The 23,567-nt window shown below is 41.1% G+C and carries 20 protein-coding genes; 4 read left to right on the top strand and 16 right to left on the bottom strand.

Going from position 1 to position 23,567, the window contains the following annotated elements; all coding sequences use genetic code 11:
* Positions 1-11: 11 nt before the first annotated feature.
* The 4 genes from lgt to rppH all read right to left on the bottom strand — a co-directional run bounded on the left by lgt (position 12) and on the right by rppH (position 4,677).
* Positions 12-815, bottom strand: a complete 804-nt coding sequence (gene lgt, locus QUE86_RS12090; protein ID WP_130052128.1) for a prolipoprotein diacylglyceryl transferase — start codon at positions 813-815, stop codon at positions 12-14.
* Positions 816-829: 14 nt separating this feature from the next.
* Entirely contained in the window at positions 830-1,639 is an 810-nt protein-coding gene (locus tag QUE86_RS12085) for a sulfite exporter TauE/SafE family protein (RefSeq protein WP_286257452.1), read from the bottom strand.
* A gap of 209 nt (positions 1,640-1,848) precedes the next feature.
* A complete protein-coding gene (ptsP, locus tag QUE86_RS12080) occupies positions 1,849-4,125 on the bottom strand; it encodes a phosphoenolpyruvate--protein phosphotransferase (RefSeq protein ID WP_130052130.1) in 2,277 nt (758 codons plus the stop codon).
* A 33-nt stretch (positions 4,126-4,158) separates the two neighbouring features.
* A complete protein-coding gene (gene rppH, locus QUE86_RS12075) occupies positions 4,159-4,677 on the bottom strand; it encodes an RNA pyrophosphohydrolase (protein WP_054554350.1) in 519 nt (172 codons plus the stop codon).
* Between the two features lie 540 nt (positions 4,678-5,217).
* Between rppH and mutH the strand changes: the two genes are divergently transcribed.
* On the top strand, positions 5,218-5,889 hold the full coding sequence (gene mutH / locus QUE86_RS12070; protein WP_130052319.1) for a DNA mismatch repair endonuclease MutH: 672 nt from the start codon (positions 5,218-5,220) through the stop codon (positions 5,887-5,889).
* Between the two features lie 58 nt (positions 5,890-5,947).
* On the opposite strand, the gene eno is transcribed toward mutH, so the two are convergent.
* The 5 genes from eno to rlmD all read right to left on the bottom strand — a co-directional run bounded on the left by eno (position 5,948) and on the right by rlmD (position 13,430).
* Positions 5,948-7,246: a phosphopyruvate hydratase gene (gene eno / locus QUE86_RS12065; protein WP_062566760.1), complete on the bottom strand. Its 1,299-nt coding sequence runs from the start codon at positions 7,244-7,246 to the stop codon at positions 5,948-5,950.
* 99 nt (positions 7,247-7,345) lie between these two features.
* A complete protein-coding gene (gene pyrG, locus QUE86_RS12060; protein WP_054562242.1) occupies positions 7,346-8,980 on the bottom strand; it encodes a CTP synthase in 1,635 nt (544 codons plus the stop codon).
* Positions 8,981-9,137: 157 nt separating this feature from the next.
* Positions 9,138-9,938 (bottom strand): nucleoside triphosphate pyrophosphohydrolase, encoded by an 801-nt coding sequence (gene mazG, locus QUE86_RS12055; RefSeq protein ID WP_286257446.1) that lies wholly within the window; start codon positions 9,936-9,938, stop codon positions 9,138-9,140.
* Entirely contained in the window at positions 9,938-12,097 is a 2,160-nt protein-coding gene (relA, locus tag QUE86_RS12050; protein WP_286257444.1) for a GTP diphosphokinase, read from the bottom strand. The genes mazG and relA overlap by 1 nt, the downstream gene beginning before the upstream one ends.
* Before the next feature lie 7 nt (positions 12,098-12,104).
* Entirely contained in the window at positions 12,105-13,430 is a 1,326-nt protein-coding gene (rlmD, locus tag QUE86_RS12045) for a 23S rRNA (uracil(1939)-C(5))-methyltransferase RlmD (protein ID WP_167657895.1), read from the bottom strand.
* Positions 13,431-13,510: 80 nt separating this feature from the next.
* Here rlmD and barA point away from each other — a divergent pair, with 80 nt between their 5' ends.
* Genes barA through QUE86_RS12030 form a run of 3 tightly spaced genes read left to right on the top strand, consistent with a single transcriptional unit; the run spans position 13,511 to position 17,131 of the window.
* Complete coding sequence (gene barA / locus QUE86_RS12040; protein WP_286260381.1) at positions 13,511-16,279, top strand: two-component sensor histidine kinase BarA; 2,769 nt, start codon at positions 13,511-13,513, stop codon at positions 16,277-16,279.
* A gap of 36 nt (positions 16,280-16,315) precedes the next feature.
* On the top strand, positions 16,316-16,798 hold the full coding sequence (locus tag QUE86_RS12035; protein ID WP_167657894.1) for an energy transducer TonB: 483 nt from the start codon (positions 16,316-16,318) through the stop codon (positions 16,796-16,798).
* 6 nt (positions 16,799-16,804) lie between these two features.
* On the top strand, positions 16,805-17,131 hold the full coding sequence (locus QUE86_RS12030; RefSeq protein WP_167657893.1) for a hypothetical protein: 327 nt from the start codon (positions 16,805-16,807) through the stop codon (positions 17,129-17,131).
* 85 nt (positions 17,132-17,216) lie between these two features.
* Here QUE86_RS12030 and pdxJ read toward each other — a convergent pair whose 3' ends face one another.
* The 7 genes from pdxJ to QUE86_RS11995 form a co-directional block, all read right to left on the bottom strand.
* A complete protein-coding gene (pdxJ, locus tag QUE86_RS12025; protein ID WP_130052136.1) occupies positions 17,217-17,948 on the bottom strand; it encodes a pyridoxine 5'-phosphate synthase in 732 nt (243 codons plus the stop codon).
* A gap of 43 nt (positions 17,949-17,991) precedes the next feature.
* Complete coding sequence (gene recO / locus QUE86_RS12020) at positions 17,992-18,678, bottom strand: DNA repair protein RecO (protein ID WP_130052137.1); 687 nt, start codon at positions 18,676-18,678, stop codon at positions 17,992-17,994.
* Positions 18,679-18,695: 17 nt separating this feature from the next.
* Positions 18,696-19,628, bottom strand: a complete 933-nt coding sequence (gene era, locus QUE86_RS12015) for a GTPase Era (RefSeq protein WP_167657892.1) — start codon at positions 19,626-19,628, stop codon at positions 18,696-18,698.
* Positions 19,618-20,295, bottom strand: coding sequence for a ribonuclease III (gene rnc, locus QUE86_RS12010; RefSeq protein ID WP_130052139.1), 678 nt, complete (start codon positions 20,293-20,295; stop codon positions 19,618-19,620). Before rnc ends, era begins: the two co-directional genes overlap by 11 nt.
* Before the next feature lie 2 nt (positions 20,296-20,297).
* On the bottom strand, positions 20,298-21,233 hold the full coding sequence (gene lepB, locus QUE86_RS12005; protein WP_062566752.1) for a signal peptidase I: 936 nt from the start codon (positions 21,231-21,233) through the stop codon (positions 20,298-20,300).
* 26 nt (positions 21,234-21,259) lie between these two features.
* Positions 21,260-23,047: a translation elongation factor 4 gene (gene lepA, locus QUE86_RS12000; RefSeq protein WP_054554335.1), complete on the bottom strand. Its 1,788-nt coding sequence runs from the start codon at positions 23,045-23,047 to the stop codon at positions 21,260-21,262.
* A 70-nt stretch (positions 23,048-23,117) separates the two neighbouring features.
* On the bottom strand, positions 23,118-23,567 hold the full coding sequence (locus QUE86_RS11995; protein WP_250661749.1) for a SoxR reducing system RseC family protein: 450 nt from the start codon (positions 23,565-23,567) through the stop codon (positions 23,118-23,120).

Raw genomic sequence — 23,567 nt, 5'->3', positions numbered from 1 at the left:
ATTAGCTCATATTATGCTTTGCTTGCCACGCTGTGTTGCGGCTTTTTATAGGCCCATATTAACAAACCAAGACCACCAATTACCATCGGCAATGACAGTATTTGCCCCATTGAAATAACGCCTGCGAATAAACCTAAATGGGCATCTGGCTCTCGGAAATATTCAACAATAAATCTAAACACACCATAGCCAAGCAAGAACACCCCAGCAACACTTCCCGCTGGACGAGGCTTTTTAATAAACCATTGTAAAATTAAAAACAGCACCAGACCTTCTAAAAAGGCTTCGTACAGTTGAGATGGATGACGAGGCTCTGGCCCACCAGTAGGGAAGATAAACGCCCAAGGTACGTCAGTTACTCGGCCCCACAGCTCACCATTAATAAAGTTACCAATACGTCCTGCTAATAAACCGAGTGGCACTAATGGCACCACAAAGTCACCTACTTCAAATAATGACTTTTTACGTGTCCAAGCAAATATGGCGATTGCGGTAATCACACCTAAGGTACCGCCATGGAACGACATACCACCTTGGTCAATTCTGAATAAATACAGTGGGTTTTCAATAAAATAACTGAACTGATAAAACAACACATAACCAATACGACCACCGAGTATCACACCGAGCATGCCGTAAAATAACAAGTCGCTTACTTGTTCTTTTGTCCAACCTGAGTTTGGTTTTTCAGCTTGACGATTAGCAAGCCACATTGCTAAAGCAAAACCAATTAAATACATCAAACCGTACCAACGTACGCTGAGCGGGCCTACCGAAAAAATAACCGGATCGATATCTGGAAATTGAAGAGCCATAAAATTAAAAACCTTTAACTAAACACCATTTTAAGCGCAATTATTACAAGTAATAGCGCGAATACTTTTTTTATTGTTGCCACTGGCAAGTAATGCGTGGCTTTGGCACCTATAGGCGCAATTAGCGACGAGGTAACCACAATCCCGACTAAAGCAGGTAAATACACAAATCCGGCAAATCCATCACTTAACGATGTTAATTGCCACCCAGCAGATACATAACCCACCGAGCCAAACAGCGCAATGACAATACCACATGCTGCAGCACAACCAATGGCCTTTTTAATATCAACAGAAAAATAATGCAGTAGCGGCACAATCAGCGCCCCACCACCAATACCTATTAGCCCTGACAACGCCCCCATTATGGCACATAAAAAGCCAAGAATAGGTCCTGAAGGAAGCGGCTTTTCACTGGCAGCTTTGGTGCGTGTTGATAACACCATTCTCAAGGCTATAAACACAACGCTCCCAGCAAAAACAAAGCGCAATAGTTGTTCAGGAATAAAGCTTGCTGCAAATCCGCTTATTAATGCACCCAGTCCAACCCCAGTCATGACCCAAGGAGCAATTTCCCACGGTACGTTAGCATTACGATGATGAGCAAGGGCTGAAGATGTCGAGGTAAAAATAATGGATGCTAACGATGTCGCTATCGCGATAACTAATACATGGCTTGGGTCTGCAACATCAAACGAAACCAGTAGCGCACTAAGTACCGGTACGATAATAAGACCGCCACCAATGCCTAATAAACCTGCTAAAAATCCAACCACACAGCCCAAAATTGCGCAGTACACCATTAAAAGTATTACGTCATGCATAGCACACTCATATATTCAATTTGTTATATACATATACTAAACTAATATATATACCCAAACCACCTCAAGATGCGAGTTTCAGTTGGAATTAAAAGCGATTTAGGCAAGGCATTGATTGCAAGTAATAGTGGTTCTATTGTTAAAATCAATAACGCAGTATAAATCGCTTTTAAACCAACCCTTTGGGCGTTTCACAGCACAATTTTCCCTCATGATTGACCTTGACTTGGGGTGTAAAATAGCTCACCGAGCTGATGTTCAATCATAAAGTTACGCGTTAACCTAAGTACATGTTTTGCAGTGGGTTGTAATAAACACTCGGCAAGTAACTTTTCCATATCGCTAACATTTAAACGTCTAAGCACAAACTTAATTTTACTAATCGAAGAATAGTTCATACTCAAGCTTCGATAACCCATAGCAATAAGCAGTAATGCACCTTCTGGGTCGCCGCCTAACTCACCACATAAACTAAATGGCAGCTCATGCTGCTGACACTCTTGGGCAATTTTTAACAGCACCCGAAGTACACTTGGGTGATAAGGATTAAACAGCTCTGCAACACGCGCATTTGACCGGTCAACTGCAAGCATATACTGAGTTAAATCGTTACTACCTACAGAACAAAAATCGACTTTTTGCGACCACTCTTCAAGCATAAATACGCTCGAAGGAACTTCCAACATTACACCGATTTCTGGTCGTTCAATTGCCTGCTCAGGATATTGCTCACTTAGTTCAAAATAGGCTTGTTCGAGCAGTTTTAATGATTCATCCACTTCTTCTGAGCCACTGATCATCGGCAGCATAATTTTTAGATTACCTAAACCAATATTGGCTTTAAGCATCGCCTTGAGTTGATCTAAAAATAGCTCAGGGTGGTCTAAGGTCACGCGAATACCACGCCAACCTAAAAATGGATTTTCTTCGGTTATATTGAAGTAATCTAAAACTTTATCGCCACCAATATCGAGTGTACGCATCACCACTGGATTGGGGTGATAACTAGTAAGCACTTCACGATACCAATTTTCTTGTTCTGACTGTGAAGGAAACTGACCTTTTTGCATAAACCAAGCTTCAGTACGATAAAGTCCAACGCCATCACAGAAAGGTTTATTGTCATGCTCTATATTTAACTCAAGTCCAGCATTAACTAACAAGCTTATATGTTCGCCATCACATGTAACAGCATCTAAACTTTGCTCTGCAAAAAAGCGATCATTCAATAGCGTTTCTTGGTATTTAAGTTGGCTATATTCCTGATGTAACACTTGCGAAGGTGAAATATATAAACGCCCTGCATAAGCGTCTAGAATCATTGGTTTACCTTCAAATTGCAGTAAAGGTAAATCTTCTATACCCCATATTGCAGGGATCCCCATTGCACGCGTTAAAATTGATGCATGACTGTTTGCAGCTCCATTGACACTCACCACCCCAGCTAAATGACCTTTTGGCACTTCTGCGAGCATGGCTGGTGTTAGTGTACTGGCAATTAAAATAGTCTCTTTAGGATAAGGCTTTGCTGCATGCTCTGTATTGACTAAGTGATGCAAAACCCTCAATCCAATATCTTTAACATCAACTGCACGCTCTTTGATGTATGGGTCTTGCATAGCATTAAACTGTGAAATTAGTTTTTCGATGACTATTTTAAGTGCACTTTTAGCGCTCCAGCCCTGCTGAAGTTGCGCTTCTACATTTTGCCCTAAGCTTTTTGCATCCAGTAACTGTTGGTAAACATCAAACACAGCAAGGGCTTCTTGCGGTATCGAATCACTGAGGGTCATTGATAAAGTGCTAAACTCATTTCTAGTGGCAGCAACCGCTTGAGTAAATAACTTACGTTGAGTGGTGATGTCTTCATCTTTTTGCAACTCAATAGAAGTAAAGTCTAGCTTTGGAATTACTACAAAAGCTTCGCCGATTGCTATACCTGGAGCACCAGAAACACCTTTTAAAACAGAAGTTTGATGAGAAAACTCATCTACCCGTAACAGCTCTTTTATTTCTGCATGGGCTAACTGAGAGGCAAGCTGCGCCGATAAAGTAATTAAAAACGATTCTTCATCAGGGCTAAATACTCGCGCCAGCTTCTGCTGAACAACGATAACACCCAAAACCTTTTTCTGGTGCACCACTGGTACTGACAAAAACGCGTTGTAGCCTTCTTCATTAACTTCGGGTGAGAGTTTGAAACGTGGATGAGACTTTGCAAAAGCAATATTGATAGGCTCTTCGCGCTGCGCAACGAGACCTACAAGACCTTCAGTAAAGCCTATACGAAATTTACCGACCGCATCAGGGTTTAAGCCTTGAGTTGCCATCAGTACAAAATTGTCTTGACTATAATCTGCAAAATAAATCGAGCAGCACTGTGTTTGCATGGCATCTTTTACCATTTGCACAAAACACGCTAGCGCACTAGTTAAGTCCGCCTGTTGCGACACTGCCTCAGCAATTGATCTGAGCGTGGCTAACATGATGCTGCTCCTTTAATTTAAATAAGGTTACCCTTATCGTTTATGTCGCCAATGATCTTTGTGTTGCTCTCGTTTATTAAACGGCATTGCAAACGGGGCAAACTCTTTCATTACTCTACGATATACATCGCGCTTAAACGAAACAACTTGCCTAACCGGATACCAATAACTCACCCATCGCCAATCATCAAATTCAGGGTGATGAGTTTTAAGTAAATTTACATCTTCATCTTTACAACGAAGTTTCAGTAAAAACCATTTTTGTTTTTGCCCAATACACACAGGACTTGAGTCTCTGCGAATTAAACGCTTGGGTAATTTATAGCGTAACCAATGTTTAGAACTTGCGACGATCTCAACGTCTTCAGGAAGCAAGCCCACTTCTTCGTGTAATTCTCTGTACATGGTTTGCTCTGCTGTTTCACCGTCATCAACACCACCTTGGGGAAATTGCCAAGAGTGTTGACCATAGCGACGAGCCCAAAATACTTGTCCCTGATTATTGCAAATTACAATTCCGACATTGGCACGAAAACCTTCGGCATCAATCACCTTAGTGCCTCATTTGTAAGTCGATTTTTATTGATTGTTCCACATAACCTGCGATACAGCAAACACTTTACACCTAAGCCTAAATTAGATTGAAAATTTATTTTTTAACAAACATGTTTAATCAAGGCGTTACGATGTAATTATTATAAAAATACCCTATTTGATTAAAATAACTATTTACAACCGCATTTTTATCACCTTACCCACAGCTTGTGCATAACTTTTGTAAACCATGCCTAAATTGCAAACAAATCCACAATCCACAGTTAAAATATCCACTTTCTCCACAGAAACTGTGGATAAACATGTTTATATATCTGTATTTATACAAACAACTGACTAATTAATGAAATAGAAACAACACACAAAAACAATAATTAAATTAAATATCATATACTTAGACCTGGATATCCAAAAAATTAATTGGTTATTTTTAGCTCACACTTAACGTGCGCAAAAAACACTCAAACACAAAGATATCCACTAAGGCGCACATTTGCTATCATGATCCGGTTAATTAGACAATCAAATAAACGCCTTATGCGACCGATAAAACCCGCTTCTATAAATGAATTAATGCAACGTGTTGATGCTATAGCAGGCCTTACTTTAGGGCAATTAGCCGAGCAATATCATTTTAAAACACCTGAAGACTTGCTACGTGAAAAAGGCTGGACCGGGCAACTTATCGAATATGTGCTTGGCGCAACTGCAGGCTCAAAGCCAACGCCTGATTTTGAAGAATTAGGAATTGAGTTAAAAACTCTGCCCATTTCATTTAAAGGCAAACCACTCGAAACGACGTTTGTTTCTGTAACACCACTACTGAATGTAACTGGGATGAAATGGCAGCAAAGTACGGTTCGTAAAAAGTTGAATCATGTTTTATGGTTACCTATTTTAGGCGAACGCGAAATTCTACCTTTTCACCGCACCATAGGCAGCGGCTTCTTGTGGCAGCCAACGGCCGAGCAAGACGCACTCTTACAACGTGATTGGGAAGAACAAATGGAGCTAATAGCTCTAGGTCGAGTGGATGAGATTTCGGGCCACTTAGGCGATGTTATGCAAATAAGGCCAAAAGCAGCCAATAGCAAAGCGCTGACTGATGCAATTGGCCCTAATGGTCAAATAATACAAACCTTGCCTCGCGGTTTTTATCTAAAAACCAGCTTCACCGGCGAGATCCTAAAACAGCAATTTCAGCTTTAATTAAAATATAAAAAAACCTCCCGAAGGAGGCTTTTACAGTCTAAATAGCTAGGGCTGATTACTGACCTTTAACTTCTTTAAGACCATTGTAAGGTGCTTTCTCACCTAATACTTCTTCAATGCGAAGTAATTGGTTGTACTTAGCAATACGGTCAGAACGGCTTAATGAACCCGTTTTGATTTGACCTGCCGCAGTACCCACTGCTAAATCAGCAATTGTTGCATCTTCTGTTTCACCTGAACGGTGAGAGATAACAGCTGTGAAGCCAGCATCTTTAGCCATTTTAATAGCTGCAAGCGTTTCAGTTAATGAACCGATTTGGTTGAACTTGATAAGGATTGAGTTAGCAATACCGTTATCAATACCACGCTTTAAGATCTTCGTGTTAGTTACGAACAGATCGTCACCTACTAATTGTACTTTGTCGCCAATTAGTTGTGTTTGGTGTGCGAAACCATCCCAATCAGACTCGTCTAAGCCGTCTTCAATTGAAACAATTGGGTATTGCTCAGTAAGGCCCTTAAGGAAGTGGTTGAATTCTTCAGAAGTGAATTTTTTACCTTCACCTTTAAGGTCGTAGATATTTGCTTCTTTGTCGTAGAACTCAGATGCCGCACAGTCTAGAGCTAGAGTGATATCTTTACCAAGCTCATAACCTGCATTTGCAACAGCTACCTTGATTGCAGCAAGTGCCGCTTCGTTTGATTCAAGGTTAGGAGCAAAACCACCTTCATCACCTACTGATGTAGAGTGACCTTCAGCTTTAAGTACTTTTGCTAAGCTGTGGAATACTTCAGCGCCCATACGTAACGCTTCACGGAAGTTTGTCGCGCCAACTGGCTGGATCATGAACTCTTGAATATCTACAGAGTTATCAGCGTGCTCACCACCATTGATGATGTTCATCATAGGTAATGGCATTGAGTAAACACCTGGTGTGCCGTTTAGATCTGCAATGTGCTCATAAAGCTCTACGCCTTTTGAGTTTGCAGCCGCTTTAGCTGTTGCTAAAGACACAGCTAAGATAGCATTCGCACCTAGTTTCTCTTTGTTTTCAGTACCATCTAAGTCAAGCATAACTTGGTCAACAGCTTTTTGATCAACTGCGTTTTGACCTTTAAGAGCTTCAGCGATTTCGTTATTGATATAGCCTACTGCTTTTAAAACACCTTTACCTAGGTAGCGTGCTTTATCACCATCACGTAATTCAAGCGCTTCGCGAGTACCTGTTGATGCACCAGATGGTGCTGCAGCACGGCCCCATGAACCATCAGCTAAATGTACATCAGCTTCAACAGTTGGGTTACCACGCGAGTCCATGATTTCGCGACCAATCACTTTTACGATTTCTGACATCTTGATTCCTCTTTTCCCGAAAATGGTGAGTTAGTGCCAGCTTTATTGCTGCTGGCTTTTAAAACAAATAAGCCGTGCATATAGCACGGCCTACTTAAATTACGATGACGCTTTTTGGTGAGTGTGTGCTGCTGCAACAAACCCTTCAAATAGCGGGTGACCATCACGTGGTGTTGACGTGAATTCCGGGTGGAATTGCGCGGCAATGAACCAAGGGTGATCTTTATTCTCGATAATTTCGACTAGTTTCTTATCTTCAGATAAGCCTGTGAAACTTAAGCCTGCTTTTTCAAGCTGCTCTACAAAGTGGTTATTCACTTCGTAACGGTGACGGTGACGTTCAACAATTTCGTCACTACCGTATACTTCACTTACTTTAGAGCCAGGTGTTAAGTGACATTTCTGAGCACCTAAACGCATAGTACCACCTAGATCAGATTGCTCATCACGGATTTCAACGTTACCGTCAGCATCTTGCCATTCAGTGATTAAACCAACAACTGGATGTGCTGATTTTGCGTTAAACTCAGTTGAGTTTGCATCTTCAAGGCCTGCAACGTTACGCGCATATTCAATAAGCGCTACTTGCATACCTAAACAAATGCCTAAGTAAGGAACTTTGTTTTCACGTGCATATTTAGCCGCTAAAATCTTACCTTCAACACCACGGCCTCCGAAGCCGCCTGGTACTAAGATAGCATCAAGGTGAGAGAGTAACTCTGTACCTTTGCTTTCTAAGTCTTGTGAATCAACATATTCGATGTTCACGGTTAGACGGTTTTTCAGACCTGCGTGCTTTAATGCTTCGTTTACTGATTTATAAGCATCTGGTAGTTCGATGTACTTACCAACCATACCAATCGTCACTTCACCCGTTGGGTTAGACTCTTGATATAACACTTGTTCCCACTCAGATAAATCTGCTTCTGGGCACTCAAGGTAGAAACGACGACATACGAAGTTATCTAGTTCTTGTGATTTAAGTAACGCAGGGATCTTATAGATGCTTTCTACGTCTGGTAATGAAATAACAGCTTTCTCTTCAACATTAGTGAAAAGTGCGATCTTCGCGCGCTCGTTATTTGGAAGTTTACGATCAGAACGACAGATTAAGATATCTGGTTGGATACCAATCGAACGTAATTCTTTTACTGAATGTTGTGTTGGCTTAGTTTTAACTTCACCTGCAGGGCCTAAGAATGGCACTAGCGTTAGGTGGATAAACAATGCGCGCTCACGGCCAATTTCAGTGCCAAGCTGACGAATTGCTTCTAAGAATGGTTGTGACTCGATGTCACCAACTGTACCGCCAATTTCAACGATTGCTACATCGCGACCTTCAGCACCGTCATATACACGTTGCTTAATGTCGTTTGTGATGTGTGGAATAACCTGAATTGTTGCACCAAGGTACTCACCACGACGCTCACGTCGTAATACATCTTCATAAACACGACCTTGTGTGAAGTTGTTGCGGCTAGTCATTTTGGTACGGATGAAACGCTCATAGTGACCTAAGTCAAGGTCAGTCTCTGCACCGTCTTCAGTTACAAATACTTCACCGTGCTGAATTGGGCTCATAGTGCCTGGGTCAACGTTAATGTAAGGATCCAGCTTTAAAATAGTCACGTTAAGACCACGTGCTTCTAAAATAGCGGCTAATGACGCTGCTGCAATACCCTTACCCAACGAAGAAACAACCCCGCCAGTTACGAAGATAAATTTTGTACTCATGCGAACCCTAGAATATCAGGAATTAAAAGGAATAATATAGAATCAAGACGGGGCGAAATTATAGCAAAGGGGCTGCTATCAATCCAGATAAAATTAGCAAATAAGTGCACAAAAAACGAGCTTGGTTACACTGTACCCAAGCTGTATCAAAACAGGCTCACTTGGCCTGCTTTTTAATGGCTTCCCATGCGTTGTCCATTTCTTCGAGACTGGCCGTTTCTAAACTTTGGCCACGTTCATCTAAGTAGGCAGCCACTTTTTCAAAGCGTGACGCGAATTTAGCATTGGCACTTCGTAATAATTGCTCAGGATCGCGTTTAATATGACGGGCTACATTTACCGTTGCAAACAGTAAATCGCCAAGCTCTTCTGCACTGTGTTCTGAATAAGGGTCATGAGCCAGCGCTTCTTTTACTTCGTCGACTTCTTCAGCGACTTTATCGAGGGCCCCATGATAACTTGGCCAATCAAAACCTAGGCTTGCCACACGCTGTTGAATCTTCTTAGCTTTTGAAAGACCTGGCATCGCATCAGGAATATCCTGCCAAAGACTCATTTGAGGTGAAGTAGATTTTTCTGCTCGTTCTTGCGCTTTAATAGCCTGCCACTGCGCCGAAAGCTCTGCGTCCGACAGCTCACTTTGCTTTGCAAAGACATGCGGATGCCGACGAATTAATTTATCGTTTAGTGTATTTGCCACATCTGCAAAATCAAATAAGCCCTGCTCTTTAGCAAGTTGGGCATAAAAGATGACTTGAAAAAGTAAATCGCCAAGCTCACTTTTAAGCTCAGTGAGTTCACCTTTTTCAATGCAGTCTGCTACTTCGTAAGCTTCTTCAAGGGTATGTGGCACTATCGAATTAAAGTCTTGTTTTAGATCCCACGGGCACCCAGATTCTGGGTCCCGTAGTTTGGCCATAATTGATAACGACAGCTCAATGGCATGTTTATCACTCATTACGAATGACCACGCTTTGCATCATGTACACCTTCGATTTGGTGTAACTTAGACAATAATCGGTTAGTACTCGATAAGTCATGTACTTCAACCTGCATTGAAAACAGCGCAAGCTGCTTATCTTCAACGGTGTTGACATTCATGTTAAGCACATTCACCTTTTCGTTTGCAAGGACAGAGCTGATATCTCTAATAAGGCCTGAGCGATCTGTGGCTTCTACTTTAATCGTTAGTGAGTAAGAGCCATTTACATCGTCTGACCAACTTACTGATATCACCCGCTCAGGATGTTTATCACGAAGTTTTTCAAACGAATCACAATCCTCACGGTGAACTGCAATCCCACGGCCTTGAGTAATATAGCCAATGATTTCATCGCCCGGCACAGGTCGGCAGCATTTAGCAACATGGCTCATTAAGCTACCTACCCCATCAACAACAATGCCGTTTTTATCACCTGTGACACTTTTTGGTTTTTTAAACTTAATTTGTGGTTCGTCATCATCACGGTCACTAATAAAGTTTAATAATTGGTTTAAGCGAACATCACCTGCGCCTACCGCAACCATCAGGTCATCAATGCCTTTAAGATTGAATCGCTCAATTGCTGGCGCAAGGTCTTTGGTTGTTAAGTCTAGTTTTTGCAGCTCGTTCTCTAATATTTCTTTACCGGCGCTCAAGTTTTTATCGCGATCAAGCTGTTTAAACCAATGATGGATTTTAGAGCGTGCTCGCGATGACTTAATATAACCTAGCGATGGGTTCAACCAATCACGACTTGGGTTAGGTTGCTTTTGAGTTAAAATTTCAACCTGATCACCGGTATTGAGCTGATGAGTAAAGGGCACGATTTTGCCAAACACTTTTGCACCAATACAACGGTGACCAACGTTTGAGTGAATGTAATAAGCAAAATCAAGTGGCGTCGCACCCAGTGGTAAATCGAAAATATCACCTTTTGGTGTAAACACATAAACTCGATCTTCAACTACTTGATTTTTGAGCTCTTCAGCTAAGTCACTGCCATCAACGACTTCTTCTTGCCATTGTAGTAACTTACGTAACCAACTAATTTTTTGCTCATAGCCAGAACCACGTCCTGGCAATGCACCTTCTTTATACATCCAATGCGCAGCAACACCTAACTCAGCATCTTGATGCATTTCGCTAGTACGAATTTGGATTTCAACGGTTTTACCTTCAGGGCCAAATACCACTGTATGAATTGACTGATAGCCGTTTTGTTTAGGTGTTGCGATGTAATCATCAAATTCTTTATTTAAATGCCGCCAATTGGTATGCACGATACCTAATGCTGCGTAACAATCTTGCAGGCGTTCCACCACAATGCGCATAGCACGAATATCAAACAGCTGATCGAATTCGTAATTCTTCTGCGCCATTTTTTTGTAGATACTGTAGATATGCTTCGGGCGGCCATACACTTCACCCTCAATACCTGCTTCGGCCAAGCGTGCTTTTACTAAAGCAACCATATTTTCCATATAGGCTTCACGAGCAAGTCGCTTATCATCGAGCTGTTTTGCGATATTTTTATAGGTGTCGGGGTGCAGGTAACGAAACGAAAGATCTTCAAGTTCCCATTTAAGCTGACCTATTCCTAAGCGGTTAGCAAGGGGTGCAAAAATGTCACGTGTTTCTTTAGCGGCAATTACACGCTCTTCTTCACTGGCGTCTTTGACCTCACGCAAATGGCATACTTGTTCAGCGAGTTTTATCACCACTGCACGCACATCTTCAACCATGGCTAGCAGCATACGGCGGATATTATCAATTTGAACAGTGCCCTTGCCTTGATGGGCTAAGGTGCTGATGGTAGCCATTTGGCTTACACCTGTTAGTAATAACGCAACGTGATCACCAAGCTTGTCGGTCACAGTTTCAATCGAGATTTTTTCGGCTAGGAAATAAGGTGTTAAAAAAGCCGTGGCAAGTGAATCTGCATCTAAATTTAGCTCGGCTAAAATCTCTACCATTTCAATGGCTGTGTTTTCACGTTTTGCATCATCGCAATGCAGACACAATTGGTGAGCTTGCTCTAATAAGGTATGTTTGTCTTCTGTTAGCGCTAACAGCTCGATACGGCTGGCAAAATCACTCGGCTTTGTAAGCTGATGTGACTGTCTAGTGGCTACCATGTGCGCTTTACCTCCTGTGAAATAACGCCATCGTTTCAATATGCCCAGTATGCGGGAACATATTCATAAGCCCAATTTTTTCAATGCTAAAGCCTGCTTGTAAAATAAGTGCACTGTCACGGGCTAAAGTAACAGGATCACAAGAGACGTATAAAATCGTTTTAAACTGAGTAAGTGGTAACTGCTCTAAAATTGCCATTGCGCCAGTACGTGATGGATCAAGCACTAACACATCAAGTTCGGCACTAAACCAAGCAGCTGATTGCATTGATTTTGTTAAATCAAAACAATAAAAATCGGTATTCGACAATGAGTTAGTTTGCGCATTTTGTTTTGCTAATGCAACCGCAGAATCGACCCCTTCAACACCAATAACATATTTAGCATACTTTGCAATCAATAATGAAAAGTTGCCAATACCACAAAATAAATCTAATACCTGCTCATGACCTTGTAAATCAAGCCACTGTTTTGCTTGATGAAGCATAGCTTGGTTCACTTGGGGGTTAACTTGAATAAAGTTTTCAAGGCCAAATTCAAAGCGTAAATCATAAGCTGGTATCTGGTAGTACGGCATTGGATGGTCACTGTGATCAATTTCACCACTGTGTGATTGCCACACAACACGCCAGCTATATTCATCACACGCCGCTACGACAATGGCTTTTAACTCTGCATTAATAGCTTTGGTATGCCTAATAACCACAAAGGCCGCATTATCAGCTTCACATAATTGTAGGTGACTAATACTACTAAGACCTGAATGGCTGTTGATAAGAACATCAAAAACTGAAAAAACGTCTTTAAAAGTACTGCTCAGCACATCACAGCTTTCAATGCTCACCAATTGTTTAGACCCTTGAGCTCGATACCCTACGCGCATTTTCTTTGCGGCTTTGTCATGCATTACAGCAATACGCGCAGAGCGACGGTAATGGCGCTCTTCACTGAGCAGAGGTGCTTGCCAATTTAAGTCATCAACTTTGGCAAACTTGCTAAACAGCTGACTAACCGCAGTTTGCTTTTCAACCAATTGTTGTTCTGCATTAAGGTGCTGTAACTGACAACCACCACAAATCTGATAATGCTGACAAAAAGGAGTAACCCTATGCGCTGAGGCTGATAGTACTTTTTTACAATCAGCACTGGCAAAGCGTGCCTTATCTTCAATCAATAACGCTTTTACTTCTTCACCCGGCAAAGCACCATTAACAAAACAGACTTTACTTCCCTGCTTAGCAACGCCTCGTCCTTGATGGTCCATAGCAGTGACATTGAGGGTTAGCATTTTTTGCGAAACGGATTTCTTTTTGGCTTTGAAAATCTGTGCCATTGGGCAACACCTTAATTATTGATAAAGCGGGATTAAGTATATACTCTTAAACAACGATAATAATGATAACAACATTCTTTATGACTAAATTTGGCTTACGTGACTCAGTCTTAATACTTACACTTATACCGACTGTGATCATAGGCTTGTTGCTGGGCGGTTATTTTACAATAAATCGTTACATTGAGCTCGATGAAATTTTATATCAGCAGGGCGTTACTATTATTGAGCCCTTAGCCATTGCTGTTGAACAACCATTACTAAAGCGTGATAAAGCCTTACTAACCCGCTTAGTTAGCCATACTCATAACAAACACTCCCCTGCGATCCAATCAATTGCTATTTTCGATGAAAACAATGAGTTAGTGATTTTTAGTAAATATCAAAGTGAATTCAAAGAAATTGTTAAAAGCAATGTTAACAGTATGGATGGGGTTCAAGTACACAACTCTGATCACTATCTAACATTTTCTACCGCCATTATTAATCATAGCCGTCAAGACACGATTTGGAATCATAATAGCTATCAAGCATCACTAGGTAATGTGGTGATCATGCTTAATAAACAACAAGCCATTATCGGCCAGCAACGCGCCTTACTGGTCAGTGGCGTGGTGATACTCATAGCACTAGTACTTGCGAGCGTATTAGCATTTAGGTTGACCCGCATGTTTATTCAACCACTTAATAAGTTAGTACTAGCTACCGACAAATTAATTGAAGGGAAAGTAGATACAGGTCTTGATAAAAAAATGTTTGGTGAGTTTGAGTTATTACGCACAGGCTTAAATACCATTTCAGAAACCATGGTAGTGCAACGTGATGAGATGCAAAAGCATATTGATCAGGCAACCTCTGATTACCGCGAGACCTTAGAACAATACGAAACTCAGAATATTCAGCTAAGTATTGCCAAAAAAGACGCGCAAGACGCTAACCGTGTTAAATCAGACTTTTTAGCCAAAATGAGTCACGAATTACGTACGCCTTTAAATGGTGTAATTGGCTTTACGCGTCAGCTTTATAAAACCCCGCTTAATAAGCATCAAAAAGATTACCTCGATACTATTGAGCTATCTGCAAATAGCTTATTAACGATTATCAGTGACATTTTAGACTTTTCTAAATTAGAAGCCGGTGCCATGGAGCTTGAGTCAATGCAATTCCAGCTCCGTGACAATATTAATGAAGTTATGACCTTGTTAGCACCAAGTGCACACGAAAAACAACTTGAGCTATCGATATTTATCCATCCACAAGTACCTGACAATCTAACTGGCGACCCGACCCGCTTTAAACAAATTTTGATAAATCTTATAAGTAATGCCATTAAATTTACTGAAAAAGGCTCAATCAAGGTTGATGTTGGCTACCGCTTATTAGATGAAGAGCGCGCCTCTATTTTAGTGTCTGTCACCGATACTGGTGTGGGCATCCCAATGGATAAACAAGATGCCTTGTTTACACCATTTGGCCAAGCAGACTCAAGTATCACCCGTAAATTTGGTGGCACAGGTCTTGGTTTAATCATCACCAAACACATTGTTGAAGCGATGAATGGTCGTATTACCCTGAACTCTGCACCTGGTAATGGCACCTGCTTTACATTCAATGCCGTATTCAGAACGCCAAGTAACTCAATTACTAGTGACTTACCGACCCAATCATTGATTAATAAACGTATTCTTTACCTTGAGCCTCATGAGCATACACATCAAGCAACCTTATCGCTTTTACATGAATGGCAAACTCGCGTTACTGCTTGTATAGATGAAGAAAGCTTCTTAAATGAGATCAATAAAGACTTCAGTTACGATATTTGTATCATTGGTCATACCGCCACAATTGACGATATGCAGCAACTTAAGAGTTATGTAAAAGCAGTGCGCCCAGTCACTGATTATTTATATATTATGCTCAATACGGTCTCGCACAATATGCGCGAAGCCTTTGTGGGTAGTGGCGCAGATGCTTGCTTAAGCAAACCACTTAACCATCGTAAATTATGTGAAGTACTTGCTGCCCCTTATCGTCTTGACCATCCAGTGCATAACATTGAACAAGGCACTGAAAAGTTATTACCTCTAAAAGTACTAGTTGTAGACGATAATGATGCCAACCTAAAGCTTATTTGCACCTTACTTGAAGAACAGATTGAGCTAATTGATACGGCACACAACGGCTCACAAGCCTACAGTCTAAGTAAAAGCCATAAGTATGACTTGATCTTCATGGACATCCAAATGCCAATTATGGATGGTATTACCGCATGTAAACTTATCCGCGAGTCATCTCTCAATGAAGATACGCCAATCATTGCAGTTACTGCTCACGCATTAGCGGGTGAAAAAGAACAGCTGCTTAAAGATGGTTTTAAAGGTTACTTAACTAAGCCTATTGATGAAGATATGCTAAAACAAATAATTAGCGATCATAGCCCACAATCGCCGATTAATCGCGAACGAAGCAAAGCTGCCACAGTTGACTCAGAACCTCCATTTGAAAGTGCCCGCCTTGATTGGCAATTAGCGCTACAACGCGCTGGCGGTAAAGAAGAGTTAGCAATAGAAATGCTCAACATGTTGTTACTCAGTGTACCTGAAACCTTACGCCTACTTAATGAAGCTATAGAAAAAGAAGATTGTGAACATGTACTTAGCATAGTGCACAAATTCCATGGCGCGTGTTGTTACACCGGCGTACCAAAACTAAAATCACTTGCCGAAACACTCGAAACATCACTAAAAAGCGATTGCGATTTAAATTACATTGAACCTGAGTTGTTTGAGCTGATTGATGAGCTAAATAATTTGTTAAGTGATGCAGGTATGGTTGAGCCGCAACGATAAAAAGCACTCAAAAAAAAGATATAAAGGAGTATATTAATGAAAAACTATCTAATTCTAGCTGGCTGTTTACTTGTGTTTGGCTGTACTTCAACTACAAATAAACCAATGGAACTAGAGTATGCGGATTTAGCTGTTAGCTATGATGAATTAAAAGCAACAAAATGGCAGCAACTTGAGCGTTTTCCTGCCAGATATCCGAAAAAAGCGGTGCTCCAAGCAGCAGAAGGCTGCGCGACCATTGAGTATGTCATTACGCCAAAAAATGAGATTAAAGATATTCAAGTAATAGCCTCTACAAACCCTGTATTTGCCAGTGCGGCAAAAGATGTTGTCACTAATTGGCATTGGAATGAGCTTGCGAAAAATATTACTGATAAAGCTGTGAAAACCCAAACCCGCTTTGATTTTTGTTTTGATACACCTGAGCAATCTTGCAAAGCACTCAAGCCTAACTATTCATGCCCTAGTAACGATATTATTTATTCTACGGGTACACGCGTTGTTAAATATACGAGGTAACTTGCTTTGTACTTTATCTTACTTATCGTCTTTAGTGCTATTTCACTCACTTGGTTTTTTCTCCGCTATAAAAAACTAAGTATTGAAGCTAATAATTACGTAAAAACCAATTACACAGAGCAGTGGCAAACATACGAAAGCCAAGCCCGCTTAATGAAAGCAAAACCTAACTCAATTGTGTTTCATTCAATCAAGAAAGGCGAATTGTCGGCAATAGATGATGGTGTTTTAAAAAATTTTAAGAAAAAACATCAGTATTTAGTCGCCCTACTTTGCCTTTCACCTTGGCTAGCTTCATTGCTTGCACAATTGATAGTTTACTTAAGTAAATAAAAAGCGCGGTGGATATCGCATCCATCGCGCTCTCGATTCAAAACTTGCCAGCGCCAATAAAGGGCTGACAGATTAAAGCGTATGTTTACAAACGCGCTTCAATCATCAGGCGCTTCATATCGCTTACTGCTTTTTCTAAGCCATCAATCGCTGCACGCGCAATAATCGCATGACCTATGTTTAATTCGTAAATTTCTGGCATTGCAGCAATTGGTTTTACATTGTGATAATGAAGACCATGGCCTGCATTAACAATTAAACCCAAGCTATCGGCATATTGTACGCCGTTACGAATACGTTCAAGTTCTGTGTGAAGTTCTTCGTCATTCTCTGCATCGGCATAAGCACCTGTGTGAATTTCAACGTATGGTGCATTACAAGCTTTTGCAGCGTCAAGTTGTGCATTGTCAGCATCAATAAATAACGAAACCTTAATTCCCGCAGCTGTCAGTTTTTCTGTTGCTGCTTTTACCTTTTCAAAATTACCCACAACGTCAAGACCACCCTCAGTAGTTAGCTCTTCACGTTTTTCAGGCACTAAACAAACATAAGCAGGTTTTACTTCAAGGGCGATGCCGATCATTTCATCAGTGACTGCAATTTCAAGATTCATACGTGTTTGAATCGTTTTTGCCATCACATATACGTCACGGTCTTGAATATGACGACGGTCTTCCCGCAAATGGATGGTGATACCATCTGCACCAGCATGCTCTGCAACAGCTGCGGCATGCGCAGGATCTGGGTAACTCGTGCCACGCGCTTGGCGTAAAGTGGCAATGTGATCAACGTTTACACCAAGAAGAATATCTTTCATTTTTTTACCTGTTTAAAACAACGATTCAAGGCTGCTCATCAGCCTACTTAATAAATAACTCACGGCTTTTTAATGGCTTTTTGCCAAGTAAAGGCTTGAGTAAGTATCGACTTAATTGCTTTGCCATATATAACACATCAGGGGCGCTAAAGTCATGAGCTGCTATGGCATTTAATTGCTTCCCTGAAAAGCCACTATGGGGGTCGTCATGCAGCAAGAAACCGTATTCAGCAAAGTACTGATAATTTGCTGCATCGTTAATTACATCACCTTCAGCATCAACACTAAAATCTACGCCATATCCAAGCATCTCTAACAGTTGAAACTCATAAGAGCGTAGTACAGCTTGTAGGTTTTTAGTCGTTGATAATTCGTCGAGATGCTTCTTATAAAGATGATAAACACTTTCCATCGGCTCATTGATAGGTACGATACGGTTGGTTAATTCGTTCAAATAAAAACCGCAATAGAGTTGAGTACCCGACAGTACGGTTTGCCCGCCATGGGGCTCAAAACGATTGATGTATTTTAAATCTGACTTACCGCTGTATTGCACGAGCAGAGATTGAAAAGGTTGTAGTTGTGCTTTATGTTTAGTGGCCTGGCGACCACTAATGCGCGCCAGCATTCTCAGCTGACCTACGCCTTCTACCAGCATATCAAGCATTACTTGCGAGTCACTAAAAGGACGTCGGTGCAGCAAGTATGCTGTGTAGAATTCGCTGTCCATGGCGTGTAAGACTTTACTTAGTCTTCACCATAGCCAAGGCTACGTAGCGCACGCTCATCGTCAGCCCAGCCAGACTTCACTTTTACCCAAAGTTCTAAAAAGACTTTGTTATCCAGCATGTCTTCAAGGTCTTTACGAGCTTCACGGCCAATCACTTTCAACTTTTCGCCTTTATTGCCGATCACCATGCGTTTTTGCGTTTCACGCTCAACAAGGATCAAGCCATTAATTTGCCAAACACCGTTTTCTAGCCATTTAAACTGCTCGATTTCAACGGTGACTGAATATGGAAGCTCATCACCCATAAAACGCATCAGCTTTTCACGAATAACTTCTGCCGCCATAAAGCGCATTGAACGGTCTGTTACGTAGTCTTCAGGAAAGTAAAACTCACAAAGCGGTAAACGCTTTTTCACTTCATCTTTGATTAAATCAATATTTTTACCCTGCTTTGCAGAGACTGGCATAATAGCCACAAAATCAAATTTACCACCCAAAAACTGCATGTGCGGAAGCACTAAATCACGGTCTTTAACTTGGTCAATTTTATTCATAACTAATAACACTGGACGACCACTTTGACGTACTTTATTTAGCACCATCTCATCATCTTCATTCCAGTGTGTGCCTTCAACCACAAAGATTATAAGTTCTACATCGCCAATTGAGCTTGATGCAGCACGATTCATTAAACGGTTAATAGCGCGTTTTTCTTCAACGTGTAAGCCAGGTGTATCCACATAAACAGCTTGGTATTTACCTTCGGTATGAATACCCATGATACGGTGACGTGTAGTTTGTGGCTTACGAGAAGTAATCGACACCTTCTGCTCAACAATATAGTTAAGTAAGGTTGATTTACCTACATTTGGGCGGCCAACAATGGCAACCATCCCGCAGTGCGTGTCTAGCTCTGCAGGTTCTTTGCTAATTAAATCATCAAGATTCATTTTTAAGTATCTTTAAGGCTTTTTCAGCGGCTTTTTGCTCAGCTTTACGACGAGAGCTACCTACTGAGATAATGCTATCCATCCCTTCAACAATACATTCAACCGTGAATGTTTGATTGTGCGCTTGGCCTTTTGTATCTATTACAGTGTAGCCAGGTAACGATAATTTGCGCGCTTGTAAGTATTCTTGAAGTAATGTTTTAGGATCTTTTTGATTTAAGCCCGGCGAAATTGCGTCAAGACGCGACTCGTACCAGCTTAAAATTAACTCACCACATTGTTCAATGTTTGAGTCTAAGAACACTGCCCCAATAATCGCCTCAACGGCATCAGCTAGGGTTGATTCACGGCGAAAACCACCGCTTTTAAGCTCACCTGGACCTAAGCGTAAGTAATCGCCTAAGCCAAATTCAAGGCCGAATTCAGCTAATGTTTGACCACGAACTAAGGTCGAACGCATACGGCTTAAATCACCTTCGCGTGCTTTTGGAAATTTAGTATATAGCGCATTTGCAATCACAAAGCTCAAAATTGAGTCGCCAAGAAACTCTAAGCGCTCGTTATGTTGGCCTTTATGACTACGGTGCGTCATTGCCTGCTCAAGCAAAGCTTGATCAGTAAATGTATAACCTATTCTGTTGTATAACTCTGTTACGTTTTTTTTCATCGTTACTGAATATTACCTAGGCGTTCAAAGCGAACACCAGTTGGAACCCAGCCTGGTAAAAAGTCATCTGGGCCATTTTCAAATTCAAAACTCATCCATATAAAGACGGCTTTACCTACCAAGTTTTCTTTAGGTACAAAGCCCCAAAAGCGACTATCTTGGCTATTATCACGGTTATCACCCATCATGAAATAATGATCGGCAGGAACAACCCACTCGTCTGAGCGTGTACCTGGTTGTTGATAATAACGGCCTTTCATTTCAGGAGCTTGCGGGTTAATCAAAATATTATGATTTACTGTGCTTAGGTTTTCTTCTAAACGCACTAAATTCATAGAACCCTGCTTGAACTCGTCACTATTGAGGATTTCCATATCAATTTTGTTGTATTCATTACACAGCAAATCACCTTGCTGAGTCACACCTTCGGCGCATTTCGGCTGAATATAAAGGTGCTTATTGCGATATACAATTTTATCGCCTGGTAAACCAATCGTACGTTTAATGTAATCCACACGCTCGTCTAATGGGTATTTAAATACCACAATATCACCACGTTCAGGTTCATCAACGTCAACTAACTGACTACGCCAAATTGGATCTTTGATGCCATATGAGTACTTCTGTACCAAAATGAAGTCACCCACCAATAAGGTTGGCATCATTGAGCCCGATGGAATTTGAAACGGTTCAAAAATGAAAGAGCGGAAAATAGTAATTGCCGCAATCATTGGAAAAATTGATTTAGCCGTTTCAGTGATACTTGGCTCAGGCGCAATTAATGCAGCAGTTTCTTCGTCTAACTCACCACCTGCCGCGTTTTGAGCAAGGGCAATGCGTTGCTGACGCTTTGGCGCAAACATAAAGTGGTCAATTAACCAAATTAATCCTGAGCCTAGCGTTAACAACACTAAGAAAATAGAAAAGTAACCCGCCATGCATTAATTCCTTTATTTACTTCTAATTATTTACCAACTTTAAGGATAGCTAAGAATGCATCTTGAGGTACTTCAACGTTACCTAGTTGCTTCATTCGCTTTTTACCTTCTTTTTGTTTTTGTAGCAGTTTTTTCTTACGACTCACGTCACCACCGTAACATTTCGCGATTACGTTTTTACGTAATTGCTTAACTGTTGTACGCGCAATAACATGCTGCCCAATCGCTGCTTGAATCGCAATATCAAACTGCTGACGTGGAATTAAGTCTTTCAGTGCTTCAGCTAACTGACGACCACGTGATTGTGCAATATCGCGGTGTACAATAATAGCTAACGCATCAACACGCTCACCATTAATCAATACGTCAACACGTACCATGTCTGAAGCTTGGAAATGTTTAAAGTTATAATCAAGTGATGCAAAACCACGGCTTGTTGATTTTAACTTATCGAAGAAGTCCATTACTACTTCAGCCATCGGTAATTCGTACGTCACCGCAACTTGCTTACCATGGTAGCTCATTTTAGTTTGCATACCACGCTTTTCAACACAAAGCGTAATTACGTTACCTAAAAATTCTTGCGGTACTAATATGTTAGCTTCAACAATTGGCTCACGGATTTCAAGAATATTATTCACCGGCGGTAAGTCAGACGGGTTATCTATCTGTTTAGTTCCGTCTTTAGTCTCTACTTCGTAAATTACTGTTGGTGCAGTTGTAATAAGATCAATGTCGTATTCACGCTCAAGACGCTCTTGGATGATTTCCATGTGAAGCATACCTAAGAAGCCACATCGGAAACCAAAGCCTAGTGCTGTTGAGTTTTCTGGCTCGAAGAATAACGAAGCATCGTTCAAACTCAGTTTATCAAGCGCATCACGGAATGATTCATAGTCATCAGATGAAATTGGGAACATACCTGCGTAAACCTGTGGTTTAATACGCTGGAAGCCTGGTAAGCGCTCTGGAGCAGAGTTACGCTGTAAAGTAATAGTATCACCTACTGGTGCACCATGAATTTCTTTAATACCCGCAATTACGAAGCCAACTTCACCGGTTTTCAAGATGCCCGTGTTAGTTTGCTTTGGTGTAAAAATACCTACTTTATCTGCGATATGAACTTGATCATTCGACATGATCTTAATTTTATCGCCTGAGCGTAATTCACCGTGTTTAATACGTACTAATGATACAACACCTTGGTATGGGTCAAACCATGAGTCAATGATAAGCGCTTGTAGTGGCTTATCTTTGTCGCCTTCTGGTGGCGGGATATCTTTAACAATGATTTCGAGTACTTCTTCAATACCAATACCTGTTTTAGCACTACATTGCACAGCATCTAGGGCATCGATACCAATGATGTCTTCAATTTCTTCTGCTACACGAAGTGGATCAGCTTGTGGTAAGTCGATCTTATTTAGAACTGGAATAACTTCTAAGTCCATTTCAATTGCTGTGTAGCAGTTAGCTAAGGTTTGTGCTTCTACACCTTGACCCGCATCAACAACTAAAAGTGCACCTTCACAGGCTGCAAGTGAGCGTGATACTTCGTATGTGAAGTCAACGTGTCCTGGCGTGTCGATAAAGTTTAACTGGTATGTTTCGCCGTCTTTAGCTTTATAATTTAGCGTTACACTTTGCGCTTTGATGGTAATACCACGCTCACGCTCAATGTCCATTGAATCTAACACCTGCTGCTGCATTTCACGGTCTGTTAAACCACCACAAACTTGGATAAGACGGTCAGAGAGAGTCGATTTACCATGGTCAATATGGGCGATGATCGAAAAATTACGGATATGCTTCATAAACTGGATTCTAAACTTCTATATAAAATGGACTAAGTGTATAAAGCGGCAATTTTACATTTAATTGGCTTTAATCACCATCTATTTGAGTGAAAGGAATAGCAATTGGGTGAATTTTTATTACTTTAATATCATGCTTTAGGCTCTTAACCCTTGATTTAGCTATCACATAGCCCGTTAAGCCACCAATGACGGCGGCTAAAATTTGCCAGCCTTCAGCAAGCGAAAAAGCCGCAAATGCGATTAAAGCAAACCCTAAACTAAACAAAAGTGGTAGCATATAAACAGCCATTGCATGTTTGACCAAGTGGCTATCATCGAGTGCCAAGGTTACTTTTTGCCCTACCTGTAGCTCTTTTTCGAATGTATACGGAAAGGTTTTTTTTGCTGTTCCGAACAGCTTAGCAAAGACCTGCGAACCGCAGCGACCATTACAGCCTGCGCAAGCTTGCTTTTGCTCTGCTTCTAAATTCGCTGTCGTGCCTTTAACTGACACGACAGAGAGTGTTTGTTCAATCAT

It is taken from the genome of Pseudoalteromonas apostichopi (assembly GCF_030297135.1).
GTDB classification, from domain to species: Bacteria; Pseudomonadota; Gammaproteobacteria; order Enterobacterales; family Alteromonadaceae; genus Pseudoalteromonas; species Pseudoalteromonas apostichopi.
The sequence above is the reverse complement of the archived record's forward strand: the minus strand, read 5'-3'. Positions and strand labels throughout refer to the sequence as shown.

What these genes read in the sequence shown, in the direction of transcription:
- QUE86_RS12035 (WP_167657894.1), top strand. Translation starts at nt 16,316, where the DNA reads ATGAAAAACTATCTAATTCTAGCTGGCTGTTTACTTGTGTTTGGCTGT.
- rnc (WP_130052139.1), bottom strand. Translation starts at nt 20,295, where the DNA reads ATGAAAAAAAACGTAACAGAGTTATACAACAGAATAGGTTATACATTT.
- recO (WP_130052137.1), bottom strand. Translation starts at nt 18,678, where the DNA reads ATGGACAGCGAATTCTACACAGCATACTTGCTGCACCGACGTCCTTTT.
- lepB (WP_062566752.1), bottom strand. Translation starts at nt 21,233, where the DNA reads ATGGCGGGTTACTTTTCTATTTTCTTAGTGTTGTTAACGCTAGGCTCA.
- lgt (WP_130052128.1), bottom strand. Translation starts at nt 815, where the DNA reads ATGGCTCTTCAATTTCCAGATATCGATCCGGTTATTTTTTCGGTAGGC.
- lepA (WP_054554335.1), bottom strand. Translation starts at nt 23,047, where the DNA reads ATGAAGCATATCCGTAATTTTTCGATCATCGCCCATATTGACCATGGT.
- pdxJ (WP_130052136.1), bottom strand. Translation starts at nt 17,948, where the DNA reads ATGAAAGATATTCTTCTTGGTGTAAACGTTGATCACATTGCCACTTTA.
- era (WP_167657892.1), bottom strand. Translation starts at nt 19,628, where the DNA reads ATGAATCTTGATGATTTAATTAGCAAAGAACCTGCAGAGCTAGACACG.
- ptsP (WP_130052130.1), bottom strand. Translation starts at nt 4,125, where the DNA reads ATGTTAGCCACGCTCAGATCAATTGCTGAGGCAGTGTCGCAACAGGCG.
- mazG (WP_286257446.1), bottom strand. Translation starts at nt 9,938, where the DNA reads ATGAGTGATAAACATGCCATTGAGCTGTCGTTATCAATTATGGCCAAA.
- rlmD (WP_167657895.1), bottom strand. Translation starts at nt 13,430, where the DNA reads ATGGCACAGATTTTCAAAGCCAAAAAGAAATCCGTTTCGCAAAAAATG.
- QUE86_RS11995 (WP_250661749.1), bottom strand. Translation starts at nt 23,567, where the DNA reads ATGATTGAACAAACACTCTCTGTCGTGTCAGTTAAAGGCACGACAGCG.
- eno (WP_062566760.1), bottom strand. Translation starts at nt 7,246, where the DNA reads ATGTCAGAAATCGTAAAAGTGATTGGTCGCGAAATCATGGACTCGCGT.
- barA (WP_286260381.1), top strand. Translation starts at nt 13,511, where the DNA reads ATGACTAAATTTGGCTTACGTGACTCAGTCTTAATACTTACACTTATA.
- QUE86_RS12085 (WP_286257452.1), bottom strand. Translation starts at nt 1,639, where the DNA reads ATGCATGACGTAATACTTTTAATGGTGTACTGCGCAATTTTGGGCTGT.
- relA (WP_286257444.1), bottom strand. Translation starts at nt 12,097, where the DNA reads ATGGTAGCCACTAGACAGTCACATCAGCTTACAAAGCCGAGTGATTTT.
- pyrG (WP_054562242.1), bottom strand. Translation starts at nt 8,980, where the DNA reads ATGAGTACAAAATTTATCTTCGTAACTGGCGGGGTTGTTTCTTCGTTG.
- mutH (WP_130052319.1), top strand. Translation starts at nt 5,218, where the DNA reads ATGCGACCGATAAAACCCGCTTCTATAAATGAATTAATGCAACGTGTT.